The following is a 21,955-nucleotide window of genomic DNA, read 5'->3' on the forward strand; positions in this document are numbered from 1 at the left end:
AAATACATTGCGCGTCTTCCTAATAATGCTCCTGTTGATTGTATCTGGTTATATATATGCACAAACTCCAAACGAACCAACACGCGTAACAGCTACTGCAGTTACTGTTCCTGCCGCATATACGAATACAACAACTAATTATATCCGCACATGGGTGCCGAATAAGCCGCTAACAGATGCAACCGCCGTTAGCGCTACCAGCACAACAATATCTGAAGTAACACAAACAACGCAATATTTTGATGGGTTGGCTCGTCCTTTGCAAATGGTTTCCAAAGGAATCAGTACTACTGGAAAGGATCTTGTATCTCCGGTGGTATACGATGCCTTTGGACAGGAGCAATATAAATACCTGCCTTATGTAGCTCAAACGGGTAATGCAAGTGATGGTAAGTTTAAAACTAATCCTTTTAATGATCAGAAAGCATTTTATCAGGATGCTGTTTTGAATCCCGGTGCCAGCGGAGAATCTATATATTATAACCAGACAGAGTTTGAGGCTTCTCCTTTAAACAGGGTAATGAAAACTTTTTCTCCTGGTAACAGTTGGGCAAAGGAAGGTGGCAATCATCCCATTGAAAATAAATACCTGGTAAATGCATTGACTGACTCTGTTCGGATATGGACTATCGGAGCTGGTCTGCCGGCAAGTAGTAGTACTTATGCGCCCGGTACTTTATTTAAGGATGTAACGATTAATGAAGCAGGTAACCAGGTAGTAACCTATAAGGATGTAGAAGACCAGATTGTGTTAAAAAAGGTACAGTCTGCCACTACTCCCGGCACTGCACATATAGGCTGGTTATGTACCTATTATGTATATGATGACCTGAATAATCTTCGCTTTGTGATTCCACCACTGGCTGTTGAAAGAAGTATGATAGCCGGATGGAATGTAAGTGCCGTTGCTGATGAGTTATGTTTCCAGTATCAATAAGATGATCGTAACCGAATGATCGTGAAAAAGATGCCTGGTGCCGGACCTGTATACCTTGTTTATGATATCAGGGACCGGTTGGTGTTTACGCAGGATGCAGTGCAACGGTTAAAGTCGCCACAGGAATGGCTGGTTACTTTCTATGATGGATTGAACCGTCCCTCCATGACGGCCATTTACAAAGCAAATACAACGCAGACTGCGCTTCAGACAAGTTTGAATACTGCTACGTCCACTACACAGACTATCAGTTATGTATTCCCGGGTACTGCCGATCTGGTATTGGGTAGTTATGATGGAAGCAGTATAATTACTGCTTCCAATAGTATTATCTTTCAGGACAGCTTCGACTCCGGTACGGGTGCTGAATTTATTGCAGAGATCAATCCTGCCGGTACAGGAGGGACTACTACGATCACTGCCACCAACCCTTCGCCCGGAATATCTTCCAGTGAGCTTACTCCTCTTAGTTATACTTTTTATGATAACTATAATTATGCGGGTAGGTTACCTTATGAGACTGGAGATATAAATAAGCCACTAGCCGTTAATAATCCTTATCCGGAAGCATTGTCTTCTACCTCTGGTAATCTAACAATAGGATTGGTAACAGGTACTAAGATCAGAGTGTTGGGTACTGACCAATGGCTAACAACAACAGTCTATTATAATGATAAGGGACGTGTGATCCAAACATCATCAAATAATAATGCAGGGGGAAAAGACATTACTACGAATCTCTATGATTTTAGCGGGAAAGTATTAAGCAGTTATCTCCGGCATACCAATCCACGCAGTGGACAAACGCCGAAAATTACCCTGCTTACAATGATGGAGTATGATGCTGCGGGACGTGTACTCAATGTTAAGAAAAGGTTGAATAATGATAGCAACCAGGATAAGATTGTGGTAGCAAACAGCTATGATGAATTAGGGCAACTTAAACAAAAACGTTTGGGAGTAACAGGTTCCTCTTCACAATTGGATGCACTTAACTATACCTATAATATTCAGGGATGGCTCCAGGGAATTAACAAAGCTATTGTAAATACTACGAGTACTGACAACTGGTTTGGACAGGAATTAAACTATGACTATGGATTCACTACCAATCAGTACAATGGTAATATTGCCGGTGTTAAATGGAAAAGTAAGTCTGACGGAATAACACGTGCATTTGGCTATAGCTATGATAAGGTAAATCGCCTGACGGCCGCCAATTTTACACAGCAGAATAGCACTGGTGCCGCCTGGACTCAGAATACGGTGGATTTTTCAGTAAGTAACCTTGCTTACGACGCGAATGGTAATATTAAGACCATGACACAAAAAGGAATGGTAGGTGCTGTTCCCAGTACAATAGATCAGCTTACTTATTCCTACCTAACTACAGGAAGTAACAAATTGTCTGCTGTATTGGATGCCAGCAATACTTCATCTGCTAAACTGGGCGATTTTAATAATGGTAGCAATACAGGAGATGATTATAGCTATGATGGAAATGGAAACCTGTTAACGGACCAGAATAAAGGGATCAGTGTTATTACTTATAATCACTTGAACCTACCATCCAGTATTACGATCACAGGTAAAGGCAGTATAAGTTACCAATATGATGCTGCTGGTAATAAACTGAAAAAGACAGTAACAGATAATACAACAAGTACTCCTAAAATAACAGTTACAGACTATATCGGTAGTTTTGTTTACCAGCAGGATACTTTACAGTTTTTATCTCAAGAGGAAGGGCGCATCCGCCTTGTATATAATACTGGCCAGCCGGTGAGTTTCACCTACGACTATTTTGAGAAAGATCATCTGGGTAATGTACGGGTAGTATTGGGTACGCGAAGTGAAAGCAGTAAGTATGCAGCTACTATGGAAACAAGAGCTACCGCTACTGAGAATGCGTTGTTTAGTAATATTGATAATACGCGTACAGCTCTGCCGGCCGGTTATCCAGCCGATAATACAACCAATCCTAATACTTATGTTGCGAGGTTGAATGCAGTCAATGGACAGAAGATTGGGCCATCATTAGTATTGCGCGTAATGGCTGGTGATACTATCCAGTTGGGGGTAAAAGCTTTCTATAAAAGTACAGGTACCAGTACATCTGGTACTACGTCCGCTAATATGCTTGCAGCTTTGTTACAGGCGTTCAGTGGTTCTAGTGTGAGTGAGGGGGCACATACCGCTACAGGAACTGGTTCCCCTCTTTCTACGAGTTTTAGCAGTACAGATTATGATGCATTAAAACAGAAAGATCCAACACAGAATCTAACAGACAAACCCAAATCCTACCTGAATTATGCACTGTTTGATGATAGGCTTAGCATGGTAAATGAAAACAGTGGTGCGAAACAGGTTCAGGGTAGCCCGGATCAATTGCAGACTCTCGGTACAGACAGAATTGTGATAAAGAAAACCGGATTTCTGTATATTTATACAAGTAATGAGAGTGGAGAGGATATGTTCTTTGATAATCTGATAGTTGCGCATAATACTGGGCCTTTGCTAGAAGAGACGCATTATTATCCCTTTGGGTTGACGATGGCAGGGATTTCTTCTAAAGCATTAAAGGGTTCAAGCTACGCGGAGAACAAGTTCAAGTATAATGGGAAGGAGTTGCAGAGTGGTGAGTTTAAGGATGACAGTGGATTAGAGTTATACGATTATGGTGCAAGGATGTATGATGCGCAGATTGGAAGGTGGCATGTTCAAGATCCGATGGCAACTAAATATGCCGGTTATTCCCCATACAATTATGTATTGAATAATCCATTAAGTATGGTGGATCCCAATGGCATGGAAGGTACTTCTACCCATACAGATTTGGCTGGTAAGGTACTCGCTGTATATAATGATGGAGATTTAGGAGTATATAAACACAATGATGCGAAAACAGCAAAAGATGTTGATGAAAGCAGACGAAAAACTAAATCTGCTTCAGGTGGAGGTGAGAAAATGGGGGAAACGCTTTATTGGAATGAGTTTATTGTTCCAAATACCAATAGGGCAGAAGGCAGAATATTATTTCGCGAATCCTGGGCTTCTACAATTGCAGGCTATCATGAAGAAGCAATGAAATATGATCTGAGAGAAGTTGCAAATAAATCAAAGAATAACCAGGATTTTGACATTAAAACTAAAAGAGATGTGGCTCCATATGGTCCAATGACAGGTAAGAAATTGTTAGGTTATTATGCATCTGCTCGATCGGCAGGTAATTTCTTGGCAGGCTTTAATGGTAGGCAGGGTGAATTGGGAGGCGTGCATATTAGTTATGAAACATATATGAAGTTGGCAGGTGCGTTGAATGTAGGGGAATTTAACAAGTGGAATGCATTTAGAATCGTAACGTTCGGAACGAGTTTCGGACCTGCTCCTTGGTATGGAGAAGATGAGTATTCAGGAAGGCAAATACAAAATGGCTGGCAAGGGGGAGCGAATTTATTTAAGTCTAACCCTGATAAGAGGATTAATTTAACACCTAACAACATAGAATAACTAAATATAGTTTATGATTAAGTTGCGATTTATGGAAAAGAGGCGAATTTTTTTATTATCGATTTCTATTGTAGTAATTCTGGCTGCAATTGCAATTTATTTTAATTGGGATAATAAGAATGATTATTTTCAAACAACTATAACAAAATTGCCTTCAAAAAAGGGATATCCATCGGTCTTTATTAAGAGGATGGTATGGGGATTAACAGGTGATAAGCAAGTAATAGTTATTTCAAACACTGACAATAAAAATTTCAAAGCTCCAAAATCGAATGAATATGTTTATGAAGGGCTTTTTGAGATGTTTTACAAAATACAGCGTGATACATTATTTATTTATACACTCATATCATCTCCGGTGCCGAATAAATTCAGCGCGCCTTATAAAATAGTTCAGGTAGAATTGAATAATCCTGAATTAATGGATTTAATAGAGAATGATAAGTATAAGCAATTGGGACTTATAAAAATTGAATGAAACCTTGTACTGTCGTGTTTTTATTATTTCTATATCCAACATAGAGTAAATGATGGCTTATTCTCAATAAAACGCTGAGAAATTTAAGGCTGTTCTTCTTTCTAAAGAGGAACGGCCTTTTTAATTTCCCGGAAGGACACTTTATAGACTACTTTTTTAAAGGGATACCTTTAAATTTTCTGATTTTTTAAGCGTATACGTTTAAAAAAGGGTAATGATTTTAAGATATACCTTTTAACGTATAGTTGGTATTTCTTCCTCCTCCATCAGCCTTCATCAGAATATTCTTATTGACTAAATCATTGATGTCCCTTAATGCTGTATCGGTAGAACAGTTGTTCATTTTAGCCCACTTGGATACATTGAGATTACCAAAGAAATCATCCAGCAATACATTCACCATTTTTAATTGTCTGACGTTAAATTGAGTTTCCTGGTTTTTTTCCCAGAACTCAGTTCTTGTCATAATCTTTCCGAGTATCTGATCTGTACTATCCATAGACCTGTAAAGGCAATCCAGAAACCATTTTAACCATCCTGTTATATCCAGAGATCCTTTTTGAGTATTCTCCAATATGTTATAATACTCCGTTCGTTCTTTCTGTATCTGAGCAGACATACTGTAAAACCTTTGTGCAGTCTGATCTGCACGGGCTAACTGCATATCTGTAATGGCACGTGTGATCCTGCCATTCCCATCTTCAAAAGGATGTATAGTTACAAACCATAAATGGGCAATACCTGCTTTTATAACAGGATCTATTTCCTGTTTATCATTGAACCAGGTTAAAAAAGCAGACATTTCTTTAGGAAGCTGATGAACGGCTGGTGCTTCAAAGTGTATTTTTTCATTCCCCATCATTCCGGAAACGACCTGCATGGGGCCATTTCTCCAGGCACCTGTTGTTATCTGGTAAACACCACTTCGCCCGGCAGGGAACATGGAATGATGCCATCCATAAAGACGATCTTCTGTTAAAGCCGCATCATATTTTTGAGTAGCATCCAGCATCATTTCAACAACGCCCTCAACATGACGATCTGCCGGTATCAGGCCTCCAATATCAATTCCAAGACGTTTAGCAATAGAGGAACGAACCTGTTCAGGATTCAATATCTCCCCTTCAATTTCACTTGATTTCAATACATCCAGCGTGAGCGTTTGCAGGATAGCTTCTTCCTTCAGATTAAATCCAACGGCATTCATCTGCCCAAGTATCTTACCCTGCCGGTATCTTACTTCGGCCAGTTTCGTTGCCAGTTTTTCGTAATCCCAGGTGAATTGAGGCCAATTATCTAGCTCATATATATACATATTCGCCGCATTTATGCGGTGAATATAGCCATTATTCGCCGCATATGAAAGATTTCTATCAGGTTCTAAAAACTCTGTAAGTCCCGCAAAAAATGCTAAATTCATTTCTCGATTAATTAAGACTTTCTATGAAAAGACACATCAATAAGGTGGCCGTTTTAGGTTCAGGAGTAATGGGTTCCCGTATTGCAGCCCATTTTGCAGGAATAGGCGTACAGGTGTTGTTGCTGGATATAGCCCCTAAAGAATTAAATGAAGCGGAAATCAAAAAGGGCCTGTCGCTGGACAGTAAAGCCGTTAAGAACCGCATTGTAAATGATGCCTTACAGTCCGCGTTGAAGGCTAACCCATCCCCGGTTTACACAAAAGATGTGATCAAAAACATCCGCACAGGCAACTTTACGGATGATATGAAAGAAATAGGCGGATATGACTGGATCATAGAAGTAGTGGTAGAAAACCTGGCGGTAAAGAAAACAGTGTTCGAAGAGGTAGAGAAATACCGCAAACCCGGTACACTCATTACCTCCAATACTTCCGGCATTCCTATTCATCTCATGGCCGAAGGCCGCAGTGAAGATTTTCAGAAACACTTCTGTGGTACACACTTCTTCAACCCGCCGCGTTACCTGCGTTTATTAGAAATTATTCCCACTCCGCATACAGATCAGGAAATCGTGGATTTCCTGATGCACTACGGTGATCTTTACCTGGGTAAAACCACGGTACTCTGTAAAGATACGCCTGCGTTCATCGCCAACAGGGTAGGGGTGTTCTCTATCATGGCTATCTTCCATATCATGCAGGAAATGGGCCTGAATATAGATGAAGTGGATGCACTCACCGGGCCGGTAATAGGCCATCCTAAATCGGCTACTTTCCGTACAGCCGATGTAGTGGGTATTGATACACTGGTGAGAGTAGCAAATGGAGTGGCAGAGAACTGCCCTGCGGATGAAGCAAAAGATATCTTCGTAATACCTCCTTTCCTGCAGAAAATAGTAGAGAACAAATGGCTGGGCGATAAAACAGGACAAGGGTTTTATAAAAAGACCAAAGGGGAAGGCGGTAAGGAAATCCTTACGCTTAACCTGCAAACGATGGAATATGGCCCCCGCCAAAAATCCAAATTCGCCAGTATAGAAGCTGCGAAGCCGGTAGAAGACCTGAAACAGCGTATGAAGATACTGGGAGCAGCTACCGATAAAGCGGGATTATTCTATCAGCAGTTCCACTCTTACCTGTTTTCATATATCTCTCACCGTATCCCTGAAATTGCAGACGATATCTACAAAGTAGATGATGGCATGAAAGCCGGTTTCGGATGGGAAATAGGTCCTTTCGAAATATGGGACCTTTTAGGAGTGGAAGCCAGTGTGAAACTGCTGGAAGAAAAAGGACATACCGTAGCTGCCTGGGTGAAAGATATGCTGGCTAAGGGTATCAAAAATTTCTACAAAATTGATAACGGTAAGAAGTTCTATTATGATATTAGCAGTCAGGCTTACAAACTCCTGCCTGGTGCTGATACATTTATCATACTGGAAAACCTTTCGGGAAATATAGTGTGGAAGAACAGTGCCTGTAACCTGTACGATTTAGGCGATGGTATCGTTTCCCTCGACTGGAAAACTAAAATGAATACAATTGGCGGTGAGGTACTGGAAGGTGTGAATAAAGCAATTGATCGCGCGGAAAAAGATTTCCGTGGATTGATATTAGCGAATGATGGCGCTAATTTTTCTGCCGGTGCCAATGTAGGGATGATCTTCATGCTGGCCGCAGAGCAGGAGTACGACGAGCTGGATATGGCCGTACGTTTATTCCAGAAAACCACTATGCGTTTACGTTATTCAGCCATACCAACAATCGTGGCACCTCATGCGCTGACGCTGGGTGGTGGTTGTGAAATGTGTTTACATGCAGATAAAGTGCAGGCAGCAGCCGAATCTTATATAGGTTTAGTGGAGCTGGGTGTTGGATTGATTCCCGGTGGTGGTGGTACCAAAGAAATGGCGGTACGTGCCAGCGATGAATTTAAGGAAGGGCGCATAGAAGAAGAGCCGTTGAAAGATCGCTTTATGACCGTGGCGATGGCGAAAGTGAGTACTTCAGCGCACGAAGCTTATGAACTGGGTATTCTGCGAAAAGGTCATGATGAAATTACCATGAACCTGAGCAGGCAGATAGCAGATGCCAAACGCAGTGTGCTGCTGATGGCAGATGAAGGGTATAGCCGTCCGGTAGAAAGAAAAGATATTAAAGTGCTGGGCCGTACCGGCCTGGGAATGTTGCTGACAGGCGTTCACAGTATGCGCTTTGCTAATTATATATCAGATCATGATGCGAAAATTGCAGGTAAATTAGCCTATGTAATGTGTGGGGGAGATTTATCAGAATCCACGATCGTAAGTGAGCAGTATCTGTTGGATCTTGAAAGAGAAGCTTTCCTTAGCCTGGCAGGAGAGCGTAAAACATTAGAGCGACTGCAAAGCGTTCTGAAAACAGGGAAGCCAATAAGAAATTAATAACAGGGGGGACAAAATACAAGTATCTGATAGCGTTCACTAGCAGGTAGATCGTGGTATTTTGTCCTCCCGTATAAAACACCCAAATATGCCTATCCTTTCCCTTCAGAACATCTCCAAGAAGTATGGTCCTGTACAGGCGCTTTCACAGGTGTCTTTTGATGTTCCTCCCGGTAGCGTATTCGGTATACTTGGCCCCAATGGTAGCGGAAAAACTACCCTGCTGAGTATTGTCACTGATGTACTCAGTGCCGACGAGGGTTCTTTTACTTTGTTCGACCAGCAACCTTCTGCAAAGCAGCGCCGGAACATAGGTACGCTGCTGGAAACGCCTAACTTCTATCATTACCTCTCTGCCTACAGGAATTTGCAGGTAGTAGCAGGGATCAAACAAAGAAGCGAAGAAGATATTCCGAGAGTACTGGAACTGGCCGGGTTAACCGCCCGTCAGCATTCTGCTTTTAAAACCTATTCATTAGGGATGAAACAGCGGCTGGCCATTGCATCTGCTTTGCTGGGAGATCCTGATGTGCTGATTTTAGATGAGCCTTCCAATGGACTGGACCCGGTAGGTATATCTGAAGTGAGGACCCTGGTGAAACAACTGGCACAGGCAGGTAAGACGATCATCATGGCCAGTCACCTGCTGGATGAAGTGGAAAAGGTGTGTACACATGTAGCTATTCTCAGAAAGGGGAAACTGCTGTTATCCGGACCTGTGAATGCAGTGATTACCAGGGATGATTTCCTGGAAGTGGGCAGTGCGGATAATAAAGCGCTGAAAGGGGTCATTGAAAAGCATCCTGCTTTTCTGCAATTGTCTGTCACGCCCGAAGGATTGCTTCAGGTGATCTTTAAAGAACCGGTAGATCCTGCAGCGCTGAACAACTGGTGTTCGCAGCAGGGTATCTGGCTGAGTCATTTACAGGTAAGAAGAAAGAGCCTGGAAACTGCATTCCTGGAGTTAACCAATAACTAACAATCCCTATGTTACAAATCATTAAAATAGAATGGCTGAAAGTAAAGACCTATCGTACTTTCTGGATCTTACTGGGATTGGCGGTAATCATTATCCCGGCATCTAACCTTCTGGTACAGGATATTACCAGCCGGATCCCTAAACAGGTACAAAGCCTGCTGGGTACTTCTGCCTATGATTTCCCGCTGGTATGGCAGTCTGTAGCCAATGTGAACTCATACACCTCTGCTATTTTTGCGTTACTGCTGTTAACGCTTGTCACCAACGAATTCACCTTTAAAACCCACCGGCAGAACGTCATTGACGGCTGGGAAAGAAAGGATTTCGTGTTTTCCAAACTGTTCTGGGTACTGGCATTATCTGTGCTCGCGTTTGTTGTATCCGTATTAACAGCCCTGTTTTTCGGGTTCTTTTATGGTACGTCCGCATTTAATATGGAAGGCTTTTATTACCTGGGATATTATTTCCTGCAGATATTGTTATCACTTTGTCTGGCTTTACTGACAGGTATACTGGTAAAGAGGGCCGGGCTTGCCATCGTATTGTATTTAGGTTATGTGATGATCTTCGAACAACTGCTGGTGGTAACGCTCAAACGCTTCTGGGGAAGTGTGGGAGGCCTGCTGCCCCTGCAAACCGCAGATGAACTGCTGCCTTTTCCGCTGATAGGTAAGATGTTGCCTGGTGTGCAGCAATATGACAATATGGTGTACCTGATTGCGTTATTAGGATATATTGCAGTAGCATTGTGGCTGATATTCAGAAGATTGCTGAAGGCCGACCTTTAGACTATTAAATTAATTTAACATTCTTTATCAACGTAATATATTCAATACATATTAAATTTGTACAAAGTGGCAGAGGAAAAGATCATACTGGTAACTAATGATGATGGTGTAACAGCTCCGGGTATCCGTGCGCTGATAGAAGCAGTGAGCCCTCTGGGCAGAGTAGTGGTAGTAGCACCGGATAGTCCGCAGTCGGGTCAGGGGCATGCGATTACGATAGGAACACCGTTAAGGTTAGAGCCTGTTACTATTTTTGAGGGGATAGAAGCCTGGCAATGTTCCGGTACACCGGTAGACTGCGTGAAGCTGGCCCGTGCCAGGATATTACACCGCCTGCCGGACATCTGTGTAAGCGGGATCAATCATGGCGCCAATCATTCTATCAATGTGATCTATTCCGGTACGATGTCTGCAGCAATGGAAGCCGCTATAGAAGGCGTACCGTCTGTAGGGTTTTCCAGTCTGGATTACAGCTATGAACAGAATTTTGTTTTATCAAAGAAAGTAGCGTTTGCCGTAGCGAAGAAGATGCTGGAAACAGCTTTGCCGGTAGGGACGCTTTTTAATGTAAATATCCCGGCTGCCACAGAAGAAGATTTTAAAGGGATCAGGGTTGCCCGTCAGGCAGATGCCAAATGGGTAGAAGCCTTTGATGAACGCAGAGATCCACGTGGGAAGAAGTATTACTGGCTGACAGGAGAGTTCGTAAACAGAGACAAAGGAGAGGATACGGATGTGTGGGCATTAGCCAACAATTATGCATCACTGGTACCGGTGCAGTTTGATCTGACAAATCATAAGCTGAAAAAACAAATAGAGGCCGAATGGACGTTCTGACGGCTCAAAACTACAATATGTTAAAGAAGGATAATCTGGTATTAGGTATCGTGTTAGGTTTGCTGACACCATTTGTTACTTTTTTTATTTACTACTTCCTGGCAGTATATATGCCCTATCACCGGGGACTGAGTGAATTTGTACAGATTCTGCTTGGCAACCGGCAAATGCTCCCCAAAATAATCAGCATCTGTCTGCTGTTCAATGGCGCTGTATTCTATTTATATACCCGGAAAAGAAAAGATCTGACAGCTAAAGGGATCTTCCTCGTTACCATGTTATATGCGATCACTATCATATTACTTAAGCTATTACATGGTTAAGTATATTTGCTGCGGGTTTAATGTGAAAAAATGAAGTATTACATCATAGCGGGGGAAGCTTCCGGCGACCTCCATGGCAGCAATCTTATCAAACAGTTAAAACAACAGGACCCCTCTGCAGACATTCGTTGCTGGGGAGGAGACCTGATGCAACAGGCCGGTGGTACGCTGGCAAAACATTACAAAGATCTGGCTTTTATGGGCTTTATCGAGGTAGTGATGAACCTGCGCACCGTACTCCGCAACCTGGAGTTCTGTAAGAAAGATATACAGGCATACCAACCCGATGTACTCGTACTGATAGACTATGCAGGCTTCAATCTGCGTATCGCCGAATGGGCAAAACCGCTCGGTTATAAGATCATCTTCTATATCTCTCCGCAGGTATGGGCCTGGAAAGAGAACAGGGTAAAGAAGATTAAAAAGAGTGTGGATAAGATGTTGTGCATCCTGCCTTTTGAAAAGGACTTCTACAAAAAGTGGGATTACGAAGTAGAGTATGTGGGACACCCGCTGATAGAAGTGATAAAAGAAGCAAAAGAAGGAAAGGTATTGCCTTTCTCTGATAAGCCGGTGATTGCTATATTGCCGGGTAGCCGTCGCCAGGAAGTAAGTGTGAAGCTGCCTATTATGCTCACGATGGCAAAACATTTCCCGGAATACCAGTTTGTAGTAGCACAGGCTCCCAGTCTGGATGACGATTTCATGCAGGGGCTCACAGGTGCACATACGAACGTTTGCACTGTTAAAGGAAAAACTTACCCCTTACTGCGTCAGGCAAAAGCCGCGCTGGTAACGTCCGGTACCGCCACACTTGAAACCGCGTTATTTGGTGTACCGGAAGTAGTGTGTTACAAAGGGAGTGCGATCTCCTACTTTTTAGCGAAACGACTGATCAAAGTAAAATATATCTCCCTGGTAAACCTGATCATGGATAAACTGGTGGTGCATGAACTGATCCAGGATGATCTGACCGAAGAAAATTTGCTGAAGGAACTCACATTATTGCTGAAGGACGAGGCGACGCGTGTACAGTTGCAGGCAGATTATACTGCTCTCTGGACGAAACTGGGCGAAAAGAATGCCAGTCGCCGTGCAGCAGAAGTGATTATCAGTGCCGCTTCGTAAATAAGCGGATACACATGATGATGATAGCGATCAGGAACACGATAATAGATATCCTGTTCATGCCATGCATCATGGATACATACCGTGACTTTGGTGCATTTGGGTCCTTCTTCCCTATATACAGATAACGCAGAAATTGCTGCCATATACTTTTCATGGTACAAAGATAACTGCGGAAAGGTAATATTATACATGAAACAGGTAAAGGACAATAAGTTCCTGAGTGATAATGTGCATTACTTTGTAGATACCTCCATCAACTGAAATTATTAGATACATTTAAAAAATAATCATGCGAAAACTACTAATGTTATTAAGTGGTGCGATAATGGCATTTTCCACGGCCAGCGCACAGGAGAAAATGCCTCCTTACATCCCTGAGACGGACAAGGCCGTATTGCAGAAACTGGATGAATGGAGCGACTGGAAATTCGGGATGCTGATCCACTGGGGTACTTACTCAGAACTGGGTATAGTGGAATCCTGGAGTATTTGTCCGGAAGATGAAGGCTGGACACAGCGTCAGCCTTATGGCATTCCTTACTACGAGTATGTAAAGAAGTATGAGGCATTAAAATCTCAGTTCAATCCTACTAAATTCAATCCTGAAAAATGGGCGAAAGCAGCTAAAGGAGCAGGTATGCAATACGTAGTATTCACTACGAAACACCATGATGGGTTTTGTATGTTCGATACTAAACAGACAGACTACCGCGTAACAGCACCGGATTGTCCTTTCAGCAAAGATCCCCGTTCCAATATCGCTAAAGAAGTATTTGAAGCATTCCGTAAGGAAGGGGTACATGCCGGCGCTTATTTCTCAAAACCTGACTGGCATTGCCAGGATTACTGGTGGAATTATTTTCCGCCTAAAGACAGGCACGTGAACTACGATATCACCAAATATCCTGATCGCTGGAAAAAGTATAAAGAATATACTTACAACCAGATAGAAGAACTGATGAGTGATTACGGTAAGATAGATATTCTATGGCTGGATGGTGGATGGGTCCGCCCACGCAAGCAGTCTGAAAAGAAAGCCGCAGATATTACTGCCGCAGAAACAGATGGCAGACCACTTAAACAGGATGAAGATATCGACATGGCCGGCATTGCAGCCATGGCACGCAAACACCAGCCAGGTCTGATCGTAGTAGACCGCGATGTACATGGTCCTTTCGAGAACTACCGCACACCGGAACAGCAGATCCCTGCCAAACCACTGGATTATCCATGGGAAACCTGTATGACAATGGCGAACTCCTGGTCGTATGTACCGAACGATACTTACAAACCTGTTGAGAAGATCATTCACAACCTGGTGGATATTGTTGCAAAAGGTGGTAATTACCTGTTGAATGTAGGGCCCGGACCAGATGGACAACTGCACGATGAAGCCTATACCACGATGACTGCCATCGGTGAATGGATGAATGTGAATGGAGAAGCTATCTATGCAACAAAATCTGTTGCTCCGTATAAAGATGGTAAAGTATGTTTTACCCGTAAGAAGAACGGGAATGTATATGCGATTTATTTGTTGGATAAAGGAGAAAAATTACCCGCCACAATTTCTTTCAGTGGTCTGAAACCCGCAAAGGGAGCTAAGCTGACTATGCTGGGTGCAAAAAATAAATTATCATGGAAAGTGATAGGGGACGGCACACAGATCAGTATACCTGCAGCATTACAGAAGAAAGACTGGAAATGTGCCGTGGCTATACAGATCCCCGCAGTAGAATAGCATTTAACAGTGAAAAGGCAGTGAACAATGAACAGACTGCCAATAAAAAAAAAGGGTTGCCTTTGAACAGGCAGCCCTTTTTTTTGTTGTATATAAAACTATTGAACGCAAACCTACGAATATCATTAATACTGTATTGATGTCATTCTGATCGTTAGTGCCATTTAAAGCGAAATTCTAAAATCAATAACTTCTTATTAACTAAAGTGCGTCGCTTTATTCGGCAATATTGCAATGCTATCGTAGTGAGTATCTTGTTTTGTTAACTTAAAATTGAACCAGATAAACTTTATTGCATGGAAAGTAATGCGCAAATTCTCCTGGCAGAAGATGACTACTATTATGGAAATATCATTAAAAAACAGCTGGAAGCGGCAGGTTACACAGTAACGCACTGCCTGGACGGAGAAATTGCGTGGAAGAAGTTTCAGCGGGATGATTTTGATCTGTGCATACTTGATATCATGATGCCCAAAAAAGATGGCTTCACACTGGCGCAGGAGATACGTAAAAGGAATGGCATGGTACCTATCATCTTTGTTTCATCCAGAGGGCTGGATGAAGACCGCCTGAACGGGTTCAGAATAGGCGGGGATGATTATATGGTTAAACCGTTTAGTATCAAGGAACTGGTAATGCGTGTAAAAGTATTCCTGAAAAGAACTTTGCCGAAAGACATACCCTGTGATGGCATTTATAAAATTGGTCATGTAAGGTTCAATTATGAAGAAAAAGAACTGACGAGGGATAACAGTGAAGAAGTATTCGCATCACTGACCAAAAAAGAAGCGAAGGTGCTGAAATACCTGGTGGAGAATAGTAATAAGCTGGTAAAGCGGGATGAAATACTCCTGAAAGTATGGGGTAACAGCAGCTTCTTTTCCAGCAGAAGTATGGACGTATTTATCACACGCCTGAGAAAACATTTTAAACTGGAAGCAGGCATTGAATTGGAAACATTACATAATATCGGAATAAGATTAAATATACCGGAAGAGACAGCAACTCCAAGAGAAAACAATCGGCAATAACCAACAACAGCAGCGCTTACTTTAACCACCCCAATTTCATGTTAAACCCCTAATTGTTCAAAATGAACTTTTATAGACGTAACCAGCCAGGAAAGCCTCAGTCTCCTGCGCACGATCCCCGACCTAAACAACGTTTTCGTCCCAGGGCCAGCCCGCGGAAAGAAGAGCAGAATATCTACTTTATTGCTTTACTGCCCAATGCAGCAACAGGAAAGGAGATCATACGCATTAAACAGGAATTCGCAGATAACTACGATGCCCGCCAGTCTCTGCGTGTGTTACCGTATATCACTTTGCAGGTGCCATTTACGGCTAAGCCGGAGATAGAAAATGCACTATGCCGGGAACTGGCAGACTTTGCCGCAGCACAATCCCCTTTTGACATTCACCTGAAAGGTTTTGGTGCTATTCACCTCAAAAACAGACGGGTACTCTATATCCATGTGGAAAAAGACCCTGCCCTGCAAGAGCTGCATACCAAACTGATGGGTTTTCTGAGAAAGGAATTCGGGTTCAGCAGTATGCTGGCACGTTATGGGTACAATCCGCATATTTCGGTGGCCGTGGATGACCTGAAGAACCGGGAACTGGAAGCAGCCTGGGAAGAATACCATAACAAGCCTTTTGAAGCGACCTTCCGTGTAAATAACCTCTACATTTTCAGGCATACAGGTACTTCCTGGGAAGTATTACAGAAGTGCCGGCTGGGTTCCCCGAAGTAAGGCCACCCCCGTATTTCCTATGCAATAAAATCGTAACTTTAAGGCAATGGAAACAGTGGCCGTTCAAAAATATGACCTGGACGAGGAACAGGAAAAGAAAGAGATCGTTCGACATTACCGTGCCTTATTACGCGCTCTTAAACCACGCTTAAAGAAAGGAGACCGCGAACTGGTGCGCACTGCCTTTGAAATGGCAGCCGATGCGCATAAGGAAATGCGGCGTAAATCTGGTGAACCTTACATCTTACATCCTCTTGCAGTAGCGCAGATCTGCGTAGATGAGATAGGTTTGGGGGTACGTTCCGCTATTTGTGCGCTCCTGCACGATACCGTGGAAGATACAGAAGTAACCCTGGAAGATATTGAAAGGGCTTTAGGTGCTGAGATATCCCATATCGTAGATGGCCTTACCAAAATCTCTACCGTAATAGATTCCAGTACCAGTACTGCTCAGGCAGAGAATTTCAAGAAAATACTCCTTACGCTGGCAGATGACCCGCGTGTAATACTCATCAAGCTGGCAGACAGGTTGCATAACATGCGTACCCTGGACAGCATGAACCGGGAAAAACAGCTGAAAATAGCCTCTGAAACAGTATTTATCTATGCGCCACTGGCTCACCGCCTGGGCTTGTATAATATCAAGTCCGAGCTGGAAGACCTGGCCATGAAATATACCGAGCAGCAGACCTACCGGGATATTGCCAAACGCCTCAAAGAGACAAAACGCGAGCGTACCCGCTATATCAACGAATTCATCAAACCTATCAAAGAGGTATTACAGGAAGAGGGACTAACCTTCGAAATATTCGGCAGGCCCAAATCCATACACTCTATCTGGAATAAAATAAAGAAGAAGGGCGTCACCTTTGAAGAGGTATACGACCTTTTTGCCATCCGTATTATTTTAGATACTCCGGTGGATAAGGAAAAGTCGGATTGCTGGAAAGTGTACTCCATCATTACAGACTTTTATCATCCCAGTCCGGAAAGGACCCGCGACTGGCTCAGTAATCCCAAATCCAATGGTTATGAGGCTTTACACGTAACCGTAATGGGGCCACAGGGTAAATGGGTGGAAGTACAGATCCGTACCAAACGCATGAACGATTATGCGGAAAAAGGACTGGCTGCTCACTGGCGTTATAAAGAAGGCAGTAATCAGAATACGAATACGGAATCCAAATTCGATCAGTGGTTTACTCAGATAAGGGAAATCCTGAATAACCCGGATTCCAACACACTGGACTTCCTGGCCGATTTTAAGAGCAACCTGTTTACGGAAGAGATTTATGTATATACGCCTAAGGGAGACCTTAAAATACTGCCCGTAGGCTCTACTGCGCTGGACTTTGCCTATGCGATCCATAGTGCGGTAGGGAATAAGTGCATAGGCGCTAAGGTGAACTATAAGCTGGTACCTCTGAGTCATAAGCTGCGTAGCGGAGACCAGGTGGAGATCATTACTTCCAATAAGCAGAAGCCTTCGGAAGACTGGCTGAATTCTGTATTAACTGCTAAGGCCAAGTCCAAGATCAAAGATGCACTGAAGGAAGAAAAGCGTACCATTGCCATGGACGGGAAGGATGTGCTGGAGCGTAAGCTGGACCATCTGAAGATCACTGCCAGTCAGTATAACATTAACGAACTCGTACAGTTTTATAAACAGCCGTCCCCGCTGGACCTCTACTACCAGATTGCAATCAAGAACATTGACCTGAAAGAGTTAAAACAGTTCAATGTACTGGGAGATAAGCTGGAAGCGCCAAGGCCGGTAGCAGTAAAACAACCGGAGCATATTGCGGAAGACCATATCAAGCACCAGTTGCCTTCCAAGAAGGATGCGGAGCTGATCATCTTTGGAGAAAGTTCAGACAAGATTGCCTATAAACTGGCCAATTGCTGCCGTCCTATTCCCGGGGATGATGTATTCGGGTTCATTACTGCCAGTGAAGGATTGAAGATCCATCGTACTAATTGTCCGAATGCAGCGCAATTACTGGCTAATTACGGGCATAGGGTAGTAAAGACCAAGTGGGTGAAGAACAGGGAGATATCCTTCCTTACAGGGCTGCGGATTATCGGTATGGACGATGTGGGGGTTATTCACAAGATCACCAACGTTATTTCAGGAGAGCTGAAGGTAAATATTGCCGGTTTAACGATCGAGTCCAAGGAAGGCCTGTTTGAAGGGCTTATCAAGGTGTTCGTGCATGACAAGGAAGAGCTGGACGAGTTGTTCGAACGATTGAAGAAACTGGATGGTATACAGTCTGTTAGCAGGCTGGAAGATGAGTAGGCCCTACCTTCAATATATTTGTAAAAGGCTCCGTGAAGGGGCCTTTTATCGTTATATATTCTTTCAATTGATTAGCCAATCTTTCAAACTCGCTTGCTTTCTTCCTTTTTACCCGTAATTTTGCCACTTCTTTTTAAAAATCAATAACAACACACCTATGGTAGATGTTTTGCTGGGCCTGCAGTGGGGCGACGAAGGCAAGGGAAAGATTGTGGATTACTTTGCAGGTAAATATGATGTCATTGCCCGTTTCCAGGGCGGACCTAATGCAGGGCACACTTTATACGTAGAGGGTGAAAAGGTAGTATTACATACCATTCCATCCGGTGTATTCCATCGTAACACCACCAACCTGATTGGGAATGGAGTGGTGCTGGACCCTGTTACTTTCAAAAAGGAATGCGATAAGATCACTGCCCTGGGTGTGGATCTGAAAAAGAATCTCTACATTGCTGAAAGAACACATCTCATTGTACCAACGCACCGTGCGCTGGACAAGGCCTCCGAGCTGTCTAAGGGAACCGAGAAGATCGGTTCTACCCTGAAAGGTATCGGTCCTGCCTATATGGATAAAACCGGTCGTAACGGTCTGAGAGTAGGGGATTTACTGCGTACGGACTTTAAAGACCGCTACCAGAACCTAAAGCACAAACATGAGCACCTGCTGGCAGGATATGATTTCTCTGCTGAGGTAAGAAATGAAATAGCCAAAGATATTGCTGACTGGGAAGCTGAATTTTTCGATGGAGTTACGTACCTTAAAGAGATGAATATCGTGAATGGAGAATACTTCCTGAACGAAAAGCTGAAAGCCGGACAAAAAGTACTGGCAGAAGGTGCACAGGGAAGTATGCTGGACGTTGACTTTGGTACTTATCCGTTCGTAACATCATCCAATACTATCTCTGCCGGCGTATGTACCGGTTTAGGTGTTGCTCCGCAGTGGATCAGAGAGGTGATTGGTGTAACAAAAGCGTATTGTACCCGTGTAGGTAGCGGACCATTCCCTACAGAACTGCATGATGCTACCGGCGAGAAGCTGCGTGCTGAAGGAAATGAATTTGGCGCTACTACAGGCCGTCCACGCCGTTGCGGATGGATTGACCTGGTTGCTCTTCAGTATACCTGTATGCTGAGTGGTGTAACACAGCTGGTAATGACAAAAAGCGATGTATTGGATGCCTTTGATGAGGTATATGCATGTACAGCGTATGAAATAAATGGAAAGCAAACGAAAGCAATGCCTTTCCAGTTGAATGATGCAGAGGTGAAACCCATCTGGGAGAAACATAAAGGCTGGAGTGATGAAACAGCGGCTAAGAGCAAGCAGTTCAGTGAGTTACCTGCAGAAATGAAAGCTTTTGTGAAGGCTGTGGAAAAATATCTTGAAGTGCCTGTAAAATACGTATCCAACGGTCCAGGGCGCGATCAGATACTGCAACAGTAAATTGCAAAAAAGTACGACAAAAAATCGGCAAAAAAAATTTGGCTAATACAAAAAACTGTTAAAACTTTACGTCAAAGAAATACGCTAAAGACTTAAGTGAACCTATTATGAAATCAAAATCTGATAACGAAAAAGAGACAAAAAAGACGAGTTCTCCAAAGACTACTAAAGCCACGCCTAAAGCTGCAAGTAAGCCCAAGAAGGACGAGGATGAGGAGGATGATGATGAGCTGGATGAGGAGGAAACTCCCCGTAAGTCTGCTGCTTCAAAAAAATCAGATAAGCCGGCCTCTAAATCAAAACGGAAAGATGACGACGATCTGGATGATGAAGATGAAGTAGAGGACGAAGACGATGATAATTGGGAAAAGGGAGAAGACTCCGAGGACTATGATCCTGACTTTGAGGAGTTTGATATGCCTAAGCCTAAGAACAAACGCGGTCGCCCGGGTAAAAAGAGTGCGGATGATGATGACGATGACCTGAGCATTGATGATGAGTTCAAGGATATGGGCCTGTTCAATGACCGTGGCGGTTTTGACGATGACGACGATGATTTTTAAGCATTAAATGCACGCATTATCAGGATATTTCACGATTTTCCGGTTAATGATCCAACGCTATTTAAACAACAAATGTTGAACTTGGGTAACACGTTCAACATTTGTTGTTTTTTGGACAATAACAATTACGCTTCAATATACCACCAAAACGAAGCCATCCTTGCCGCTGACGCGCTGGATACACTGTCTTGCAACGCCGGCAATGCCTTCTCTGCATTGCAGCAGTACTATGATAAACAGCCAGACTGGCTTTTCGGACATCTGGGATACGACCTCAAGAACGAAACTTTTAATTCTCTTCAGTCTTTACATCCTGATCACATTAATTTCCCCGACCTGTTCTTTTTCAGGCCCCGCTTTATTATGCAGCTGGAACAAGGGCGGGTAAGGATTGGTGGCTGGAATTTAGATCATGCCGGTGCTGCATTGATTTATGATCAGTGTGCAGCAATGCCGGTATCTCATTCAGCTCATCGTTCGGCTCCCGCATCCGCTGCTTATCTGGATAAAGAAGCTTACCTGGAATCTGTAAGAGCTTTACAAAGGCATATTCTGAGGGGAGATTGTTATGAGGTGAATTTCTGCCGGGAGAATTATATAACGGATGCAGTGGTGAATCCCTTAACGCTGTTTCAACGGCTGAATACCCTTTCACCAGCTCCATTTGCGGCTTATTACCGCGTAAATGATAAATACCTGGTATGTAGCAGTCCGGAACGTTTTGTGCAGAAAAAAGGCCCCCTGGTGATTTCCCAGCCTATTAAAGGTACGATCAGACGGGAAGAAGACGCCGCAGCAGATGCCTTTAACAGACTGGCATTACAGCAGAACAGCAAGGAAAGGGCAGAGAATGTAATGGTGGTAGACCTGGTACGCAATGACCTGTCACATACGGCTTCTCCCGGGAGTGTGAAAGTGACGGAGCTGTTCGGCATCTATTCTTTTGCCCATGTACATCACATGATTTCTACGGTAACGGCTATTCCTGAAGCGGGGGTTCCCTTTACAGAGATCATCCGGCAGGCGTTTCCGATGGGATCTATGACAGGCGCGCCCAAGCTGAGGGTGTTACAGCTGATAGAAGAATATGAGAAAAGCCGCCGGGGATTATTTTCCGGCGCATTGGGATATATCACCCCGGAGGGGGATTTCGATTTTAATGTAGTGATCAGGAGTATCCTGTATAATGAAGAAAACAGATACCTGTCTTTCCCAACCGGTTCTGCGATTACCTATTATGCAGATCCGGGGAAAGAATGGGAAGAGTGCCTGCTGAAAGCAGCCTCCATGAAGAAAATTCTTGAATAAGAATTTTTGGGTGCAGGG

The 21,955-nt window shown here is 43.4% G+C and carries 18 protein-coding genes; 16 read left to right on the top strand and 2 right to left on the bottom strand.

Going from position 1 to position 21,955, the window contains the following annotated elements; translation table 11 throughout:
* The first annotated feature begins 25 nt into the window (after positions 1-25).
* The 3 genes from GO495_RS01200 to GO495_RS01210 are packed head-to-tail and all read left to right on the top strand — an operon-like array spanning position 26 to position 4,925.
* Complete coding sequence (locus tag GO495_RS01200) at positions 26-937, top strand: DUF6443 domain-containing protein (RefSeq protein ID WP_170302612.1); 912 nt, start codon at positions 26-28, stop codon at positions 935-937.
* Positions 938-967: 30 nt separating this feature from the next.
* A complete protein-coding gene (locus GO495_RS01205; RefSeq protein WP_240915171.1) occupies positions 968-4,447 on the top strand; it encodes an RHS repeat-associated core domain-containing protein in 3,480 nt (1,159 codons plus the stop codon).
* Positions 4,448-4,478: 31 nt separating this feature from the next.
* Positions 4,479-4,925: a hypothetical protein gene (locus tag GO495_RS01210; protein WP_157297888.1), complete on the top strand. Its 447-nt coding sequence runs from the start codon at positions 4,479-4,481 to the stop codon at positions 4,923-4,925.
* Between the two features lie 220 nt (positions 4,926-5,145).
* Here GO495_RS01210 and GO495_RS01215 read toward each other — a convergent pair whose 3' ends face one another.
* Entirely contained in the window at positions 5,146-6,345 is a 1,200-nt protein-coding gene (locus GO495_RS01215) for a Fic family protein (protein WP_240915120.1), read from the bottom strand.
* Between the two features lie 23 nt (positions 6,346-6,368).
* Between GO495_RS01215 and GO495_RS01220 the strand changes: the two genes are divergently transcribed.
* The 6 genes from GO495_RS01220 to lpxB all read left to right on the top strand — a co-directional run bounded on the left by GO495_RS01220 (position 6,369) and on the right by lpxB (position 12,823).
* Positions 6,369-8,768, top strand: coding sequence for a 3-hydroxyacyl-CoA dehydrogenase/enoyl-CoA hydratase family protein (locus tag GO495_RS01220; protein ID WP_157297889.1), 2,400 nt, complete (start codon positions 6,369-6,371; stop codon positions 8,766-8,768).
* Between the two features lie 88 nt (positions 8,769-8,856).
* On the top strand, positions 8,857-9,747 hold the full coding sequence (locus GO495_RS01225; RefSeq protein WP_157297890.1) for an ABC transporter ATP-binding protein: 891 nt from the start codon (positions 8,857-8,859) through the stop codon (positions 9,745-9,747).
* Positions 9,748-9,755: 8 nt separating this feature from the next.
* Complete coding sequence (locus GO495_RS01230; RefSeq protein WP_157297891.1) at positions 9,756-10,535, top strand: ABC transporter permease; 780 nt, start codon at positions 9,756-9,758, stop codon at positions 10,533-10,535.
* 66 nt (positions 10,536-10,601) lie between these two features.
* Positions 10,602-11,372: a 5'/3'-nucleotidase SurE gene (gene surE, locus GO495_RS01235; RefSeq protein ID WP_338075337.1), complete on the top strand. Its 771-nt coding sequence runs from the start codon at positions 10,602-10,604 to the stop codon at positions 11,370-11,372.
* Entirely contained in the window at positions 11,360-11,695 is a 336-nt protein-coding gene (locus tag GO495_RS01240) for a hypothetical protein (RefSeq protein ID WP_157297893.1), read from the top strand. Before surE ends, GO495_RS01240 begins: the two co-directional genes overlap by 13 nt.
* Positions 11,696-11,725: 30 nt before the next feature.
* Positions 11,726-12,823 carry a lipid-A-disaccharide synthase gene (gene lpxB / locus GO495_RS01245; RefSeq protein ID WP_157297894.1) on the top strand — a complete coding sequence of 366 codons (1,098 nt, stop codon included), beginning with the start codon at positions 11,726-11,728 and terminating at the stop codon, positions 12,821-12,823.
* On the opposite strand, the gene GO495_RS31940 is transcribed toward lpxB, so the two are convergent.
* Positions 12,807-12,980 carry a DUF6728 family protein gene (locus tag GO495_RS31940; protein ID WP_170302613.1) on the bottom strand — a complete coding sequence of 58 codons (174 nt, stop codon included), beginning with the start codon at positions 12,978-12,980 and terminating at the stop codon, positions 12,807-12,809. The genes lpxB and GO495_RS31940 overlap by 17 nt on opposite strands.
* Positions 12,981-13,115: 135 nt before the next feature.
* On the opposite strand from GO495_RS31940, the gene GO495_RS01250 reads away from it, so the two are divergent.
* The 7 genes from GO495_RS01250 to GO495_RS01280 all read left to right on the top strand — a co-directional run bounded on the left by GO495_RS01250 (position 13,116) and on the right by GO495_RS01280 (position 21,937).
* Entirely contained in the window at positions 13,116-14,567 is a 1,452-nt protein-coding gene (locus GO495_RS01250) for an alpha-L-fucosidase (RefSeq protein WP_157297895.1), read from the top strand.
* A 296-nt stretch (positions 14,568-14,863) separates the two neighbouring features.
* The gene (locus tag GO495_RS01255; protein WP_157297896.1) at positions 14,864-15,598 is read left to right on the top strand and encodes a response regulator transcription factor; all 735 of its coding nucleotides are present in this window, start codon (positions 14,864-14,866) and stop codon (positions 15,596-15,598) included.
* 62 nt (positions 15,599-15,660) lie between these two features.
* Positions 15,661-16,320 carry a 2'-5' RNA ligase family protein gene (locus GO495_RS01260; RefSeq protein WP_157297897.1) on the top strand — a complete coding sequence of 220 codons (660 nt, stop codon included), beginning with the start codon at positions 15,661-15,663 and terminating at the stop codon, positions 16,318-16,320.
* 46 nt (positions 16,321-16,366) lie between these two features.
* Positions 16,367-18,619, top strand: a complete 2,253-nt coding sequence (locus GO495_RS01265; RefSeq protein WP_157297898.1) for a RelA/SpoT family protein — start codon at positions 16,367-16,369, stop codon at positions 18,617-18,619.
* A gap of 157 nt (positions 18,620-18,776) precedes the next feature.
* On the top strand, positions 18,777-20,066 hold the full coding sequence (locus GO495_RS01270; protein WP_157297899.1) for an adenylosuccinate synthase: 1,290 nt from the start codon (positions 18,777-18,779) through the stop codon (positions 20,064-20,066).
* Positions 20,067-20,173: 107 nt separating this feature from the next.
* On the top strand, positions 20,174-20,629 hold the full coding sequence (locus tag GO495_RS01275) for a hypothetical protein (RefSeq protein ID WP_157297900.1): 456 nt from the start codon (positions 20,174-20,176) through the stop codon (positions 20,627-20,629).
* A gap of 111 nt (positions 20,630-20,740) precedes the next feature.
* Positions 20,741-21,937, top strand: a complete 1,197-nt coding sequence (locus GO495_RS01280; RefSeq protein ID WP_240915121.1) for an anthranilate synthase component I family protein — start codon at positions 20,741-20,743, stop codon at positions 21,935-21,937.
* Positions 21,938-21,955: the final 18 nt, after the last annotated feature.

The sequence above is a fragment of the Chitinophaga oryziterrae genome (genome assembly GCF_009758125.1).
GTDB classification, from domain to species: domain Bacteria; phylum Bacteroidota; class Bacteroidia; order Chitinophagales; family Chitinophagaceae; genus Chitinophaga; species Chitinophaga oryziterrae.

Coding starts and splice junctions, on each gene's coding strand:
- GO495_RS01200 (WP_170302612.1), top strand. CDS start 26: ATGCTCCTGTTGATTGTATCTGGTTATATATATGCACAAACTCCAAAC.
- GO495_RS01205 (WP_240915171.1), top strand. CDS start 968: ATGCCTGGTGCCGGACCTGTATACCTTGTTTATGATATCAGGGACCGG.
- GO495_RS01210 (WP_157297888.1), top strand. CDS start 4,479: ATGGAAAAGAGGCGAATTTTTTTATTATCGATTTCTATTGTAGTAATT.
- GO495_RS01215 (WP_240915120.1), bottom strand. CDS start 6,345: ATGAATTTAGCATTTTTTGCGGGACTTACAGAGTTTTTAGAACCTGAT.
- GO495_RS01220 (WP_157297889.1), top strand. CDS start 6,369: ATGAAAAGACACATCAATAAGGTGGCCGTTTTAGGTTCAGGAGTAATG.
- GO495_RS01225 (WP_157297890.1), top strand. CDS start 8,857: ATGCCTATCCTTTCCCTTCAGAACATCTCCAAGAAGTATGGTCCTGTA.
- GO495_RS01230 (WP_157297891.1), top strand. CDS start 9,756: ATGTTACAAATCATTAAAATAGAATGGCTGAAAGTAAAGACCTATCGT.
- GO495_RS01240 (WP_157297893.1), top strand. CDS start 11,360: ATGGACGTTCTGACGGCTCAAAACTACAATATGTTAAAGAAGGATAAT.
- lpxB (WP_157297894.1), top strand. CDS start 11,726: ATGAAGTATTACATCATAGCGGGGGAAGCTTCCGGCGACCTCCATGGC.
- GO495_RS31940 (WP_170302613.1), bottom strand. CDS start 12,980: ATGAAAAGTATATGGCAGCAATTTCTGCGTTATCTGTATATAGGGAAG.
- GO495_RS01250 (WP_157297895.1), top strand. CDS start 13,116: ATGCGAAAACTACTAATGTTATTAAGTGGTGCGATAATGGCATTTTCC.
- GO495_RS01255 (WP_157297896.1), top strand. CDS start 14,864: ATGGAAAGTAATGCGCAAATTCTCCTGGCAGAAGATGACTACTATTAT.
- GO495_RS01260 (WP_157297897.1), top strand. CDS start 15,661: ATGAACTTTTATAGACGTAACCAGCCAGGAAAGCCTCAGTCTCCTGCG.
- GO495_RS01265 (WP_157297898.1), top strand. CDS start 16,367: ATGGAAACAGTGGCCGTTCAAAAATATGACCTGGACGAGGAACAGGAA.
- GO495_RS01270 (WP_157297899.1), top strand. CDS start 18,777: ATGGTAGATGTTTTGCTGGGCCTGCAGTGGGGCGACGAAGGCAAGGGA.
- GO495_RS01275 (WP_157297900.1), top strand. CDS start 20,174: ATGAAATCAAAATCTGATAACGAAAAAGAGACAAAAAAGACGAGTTCT.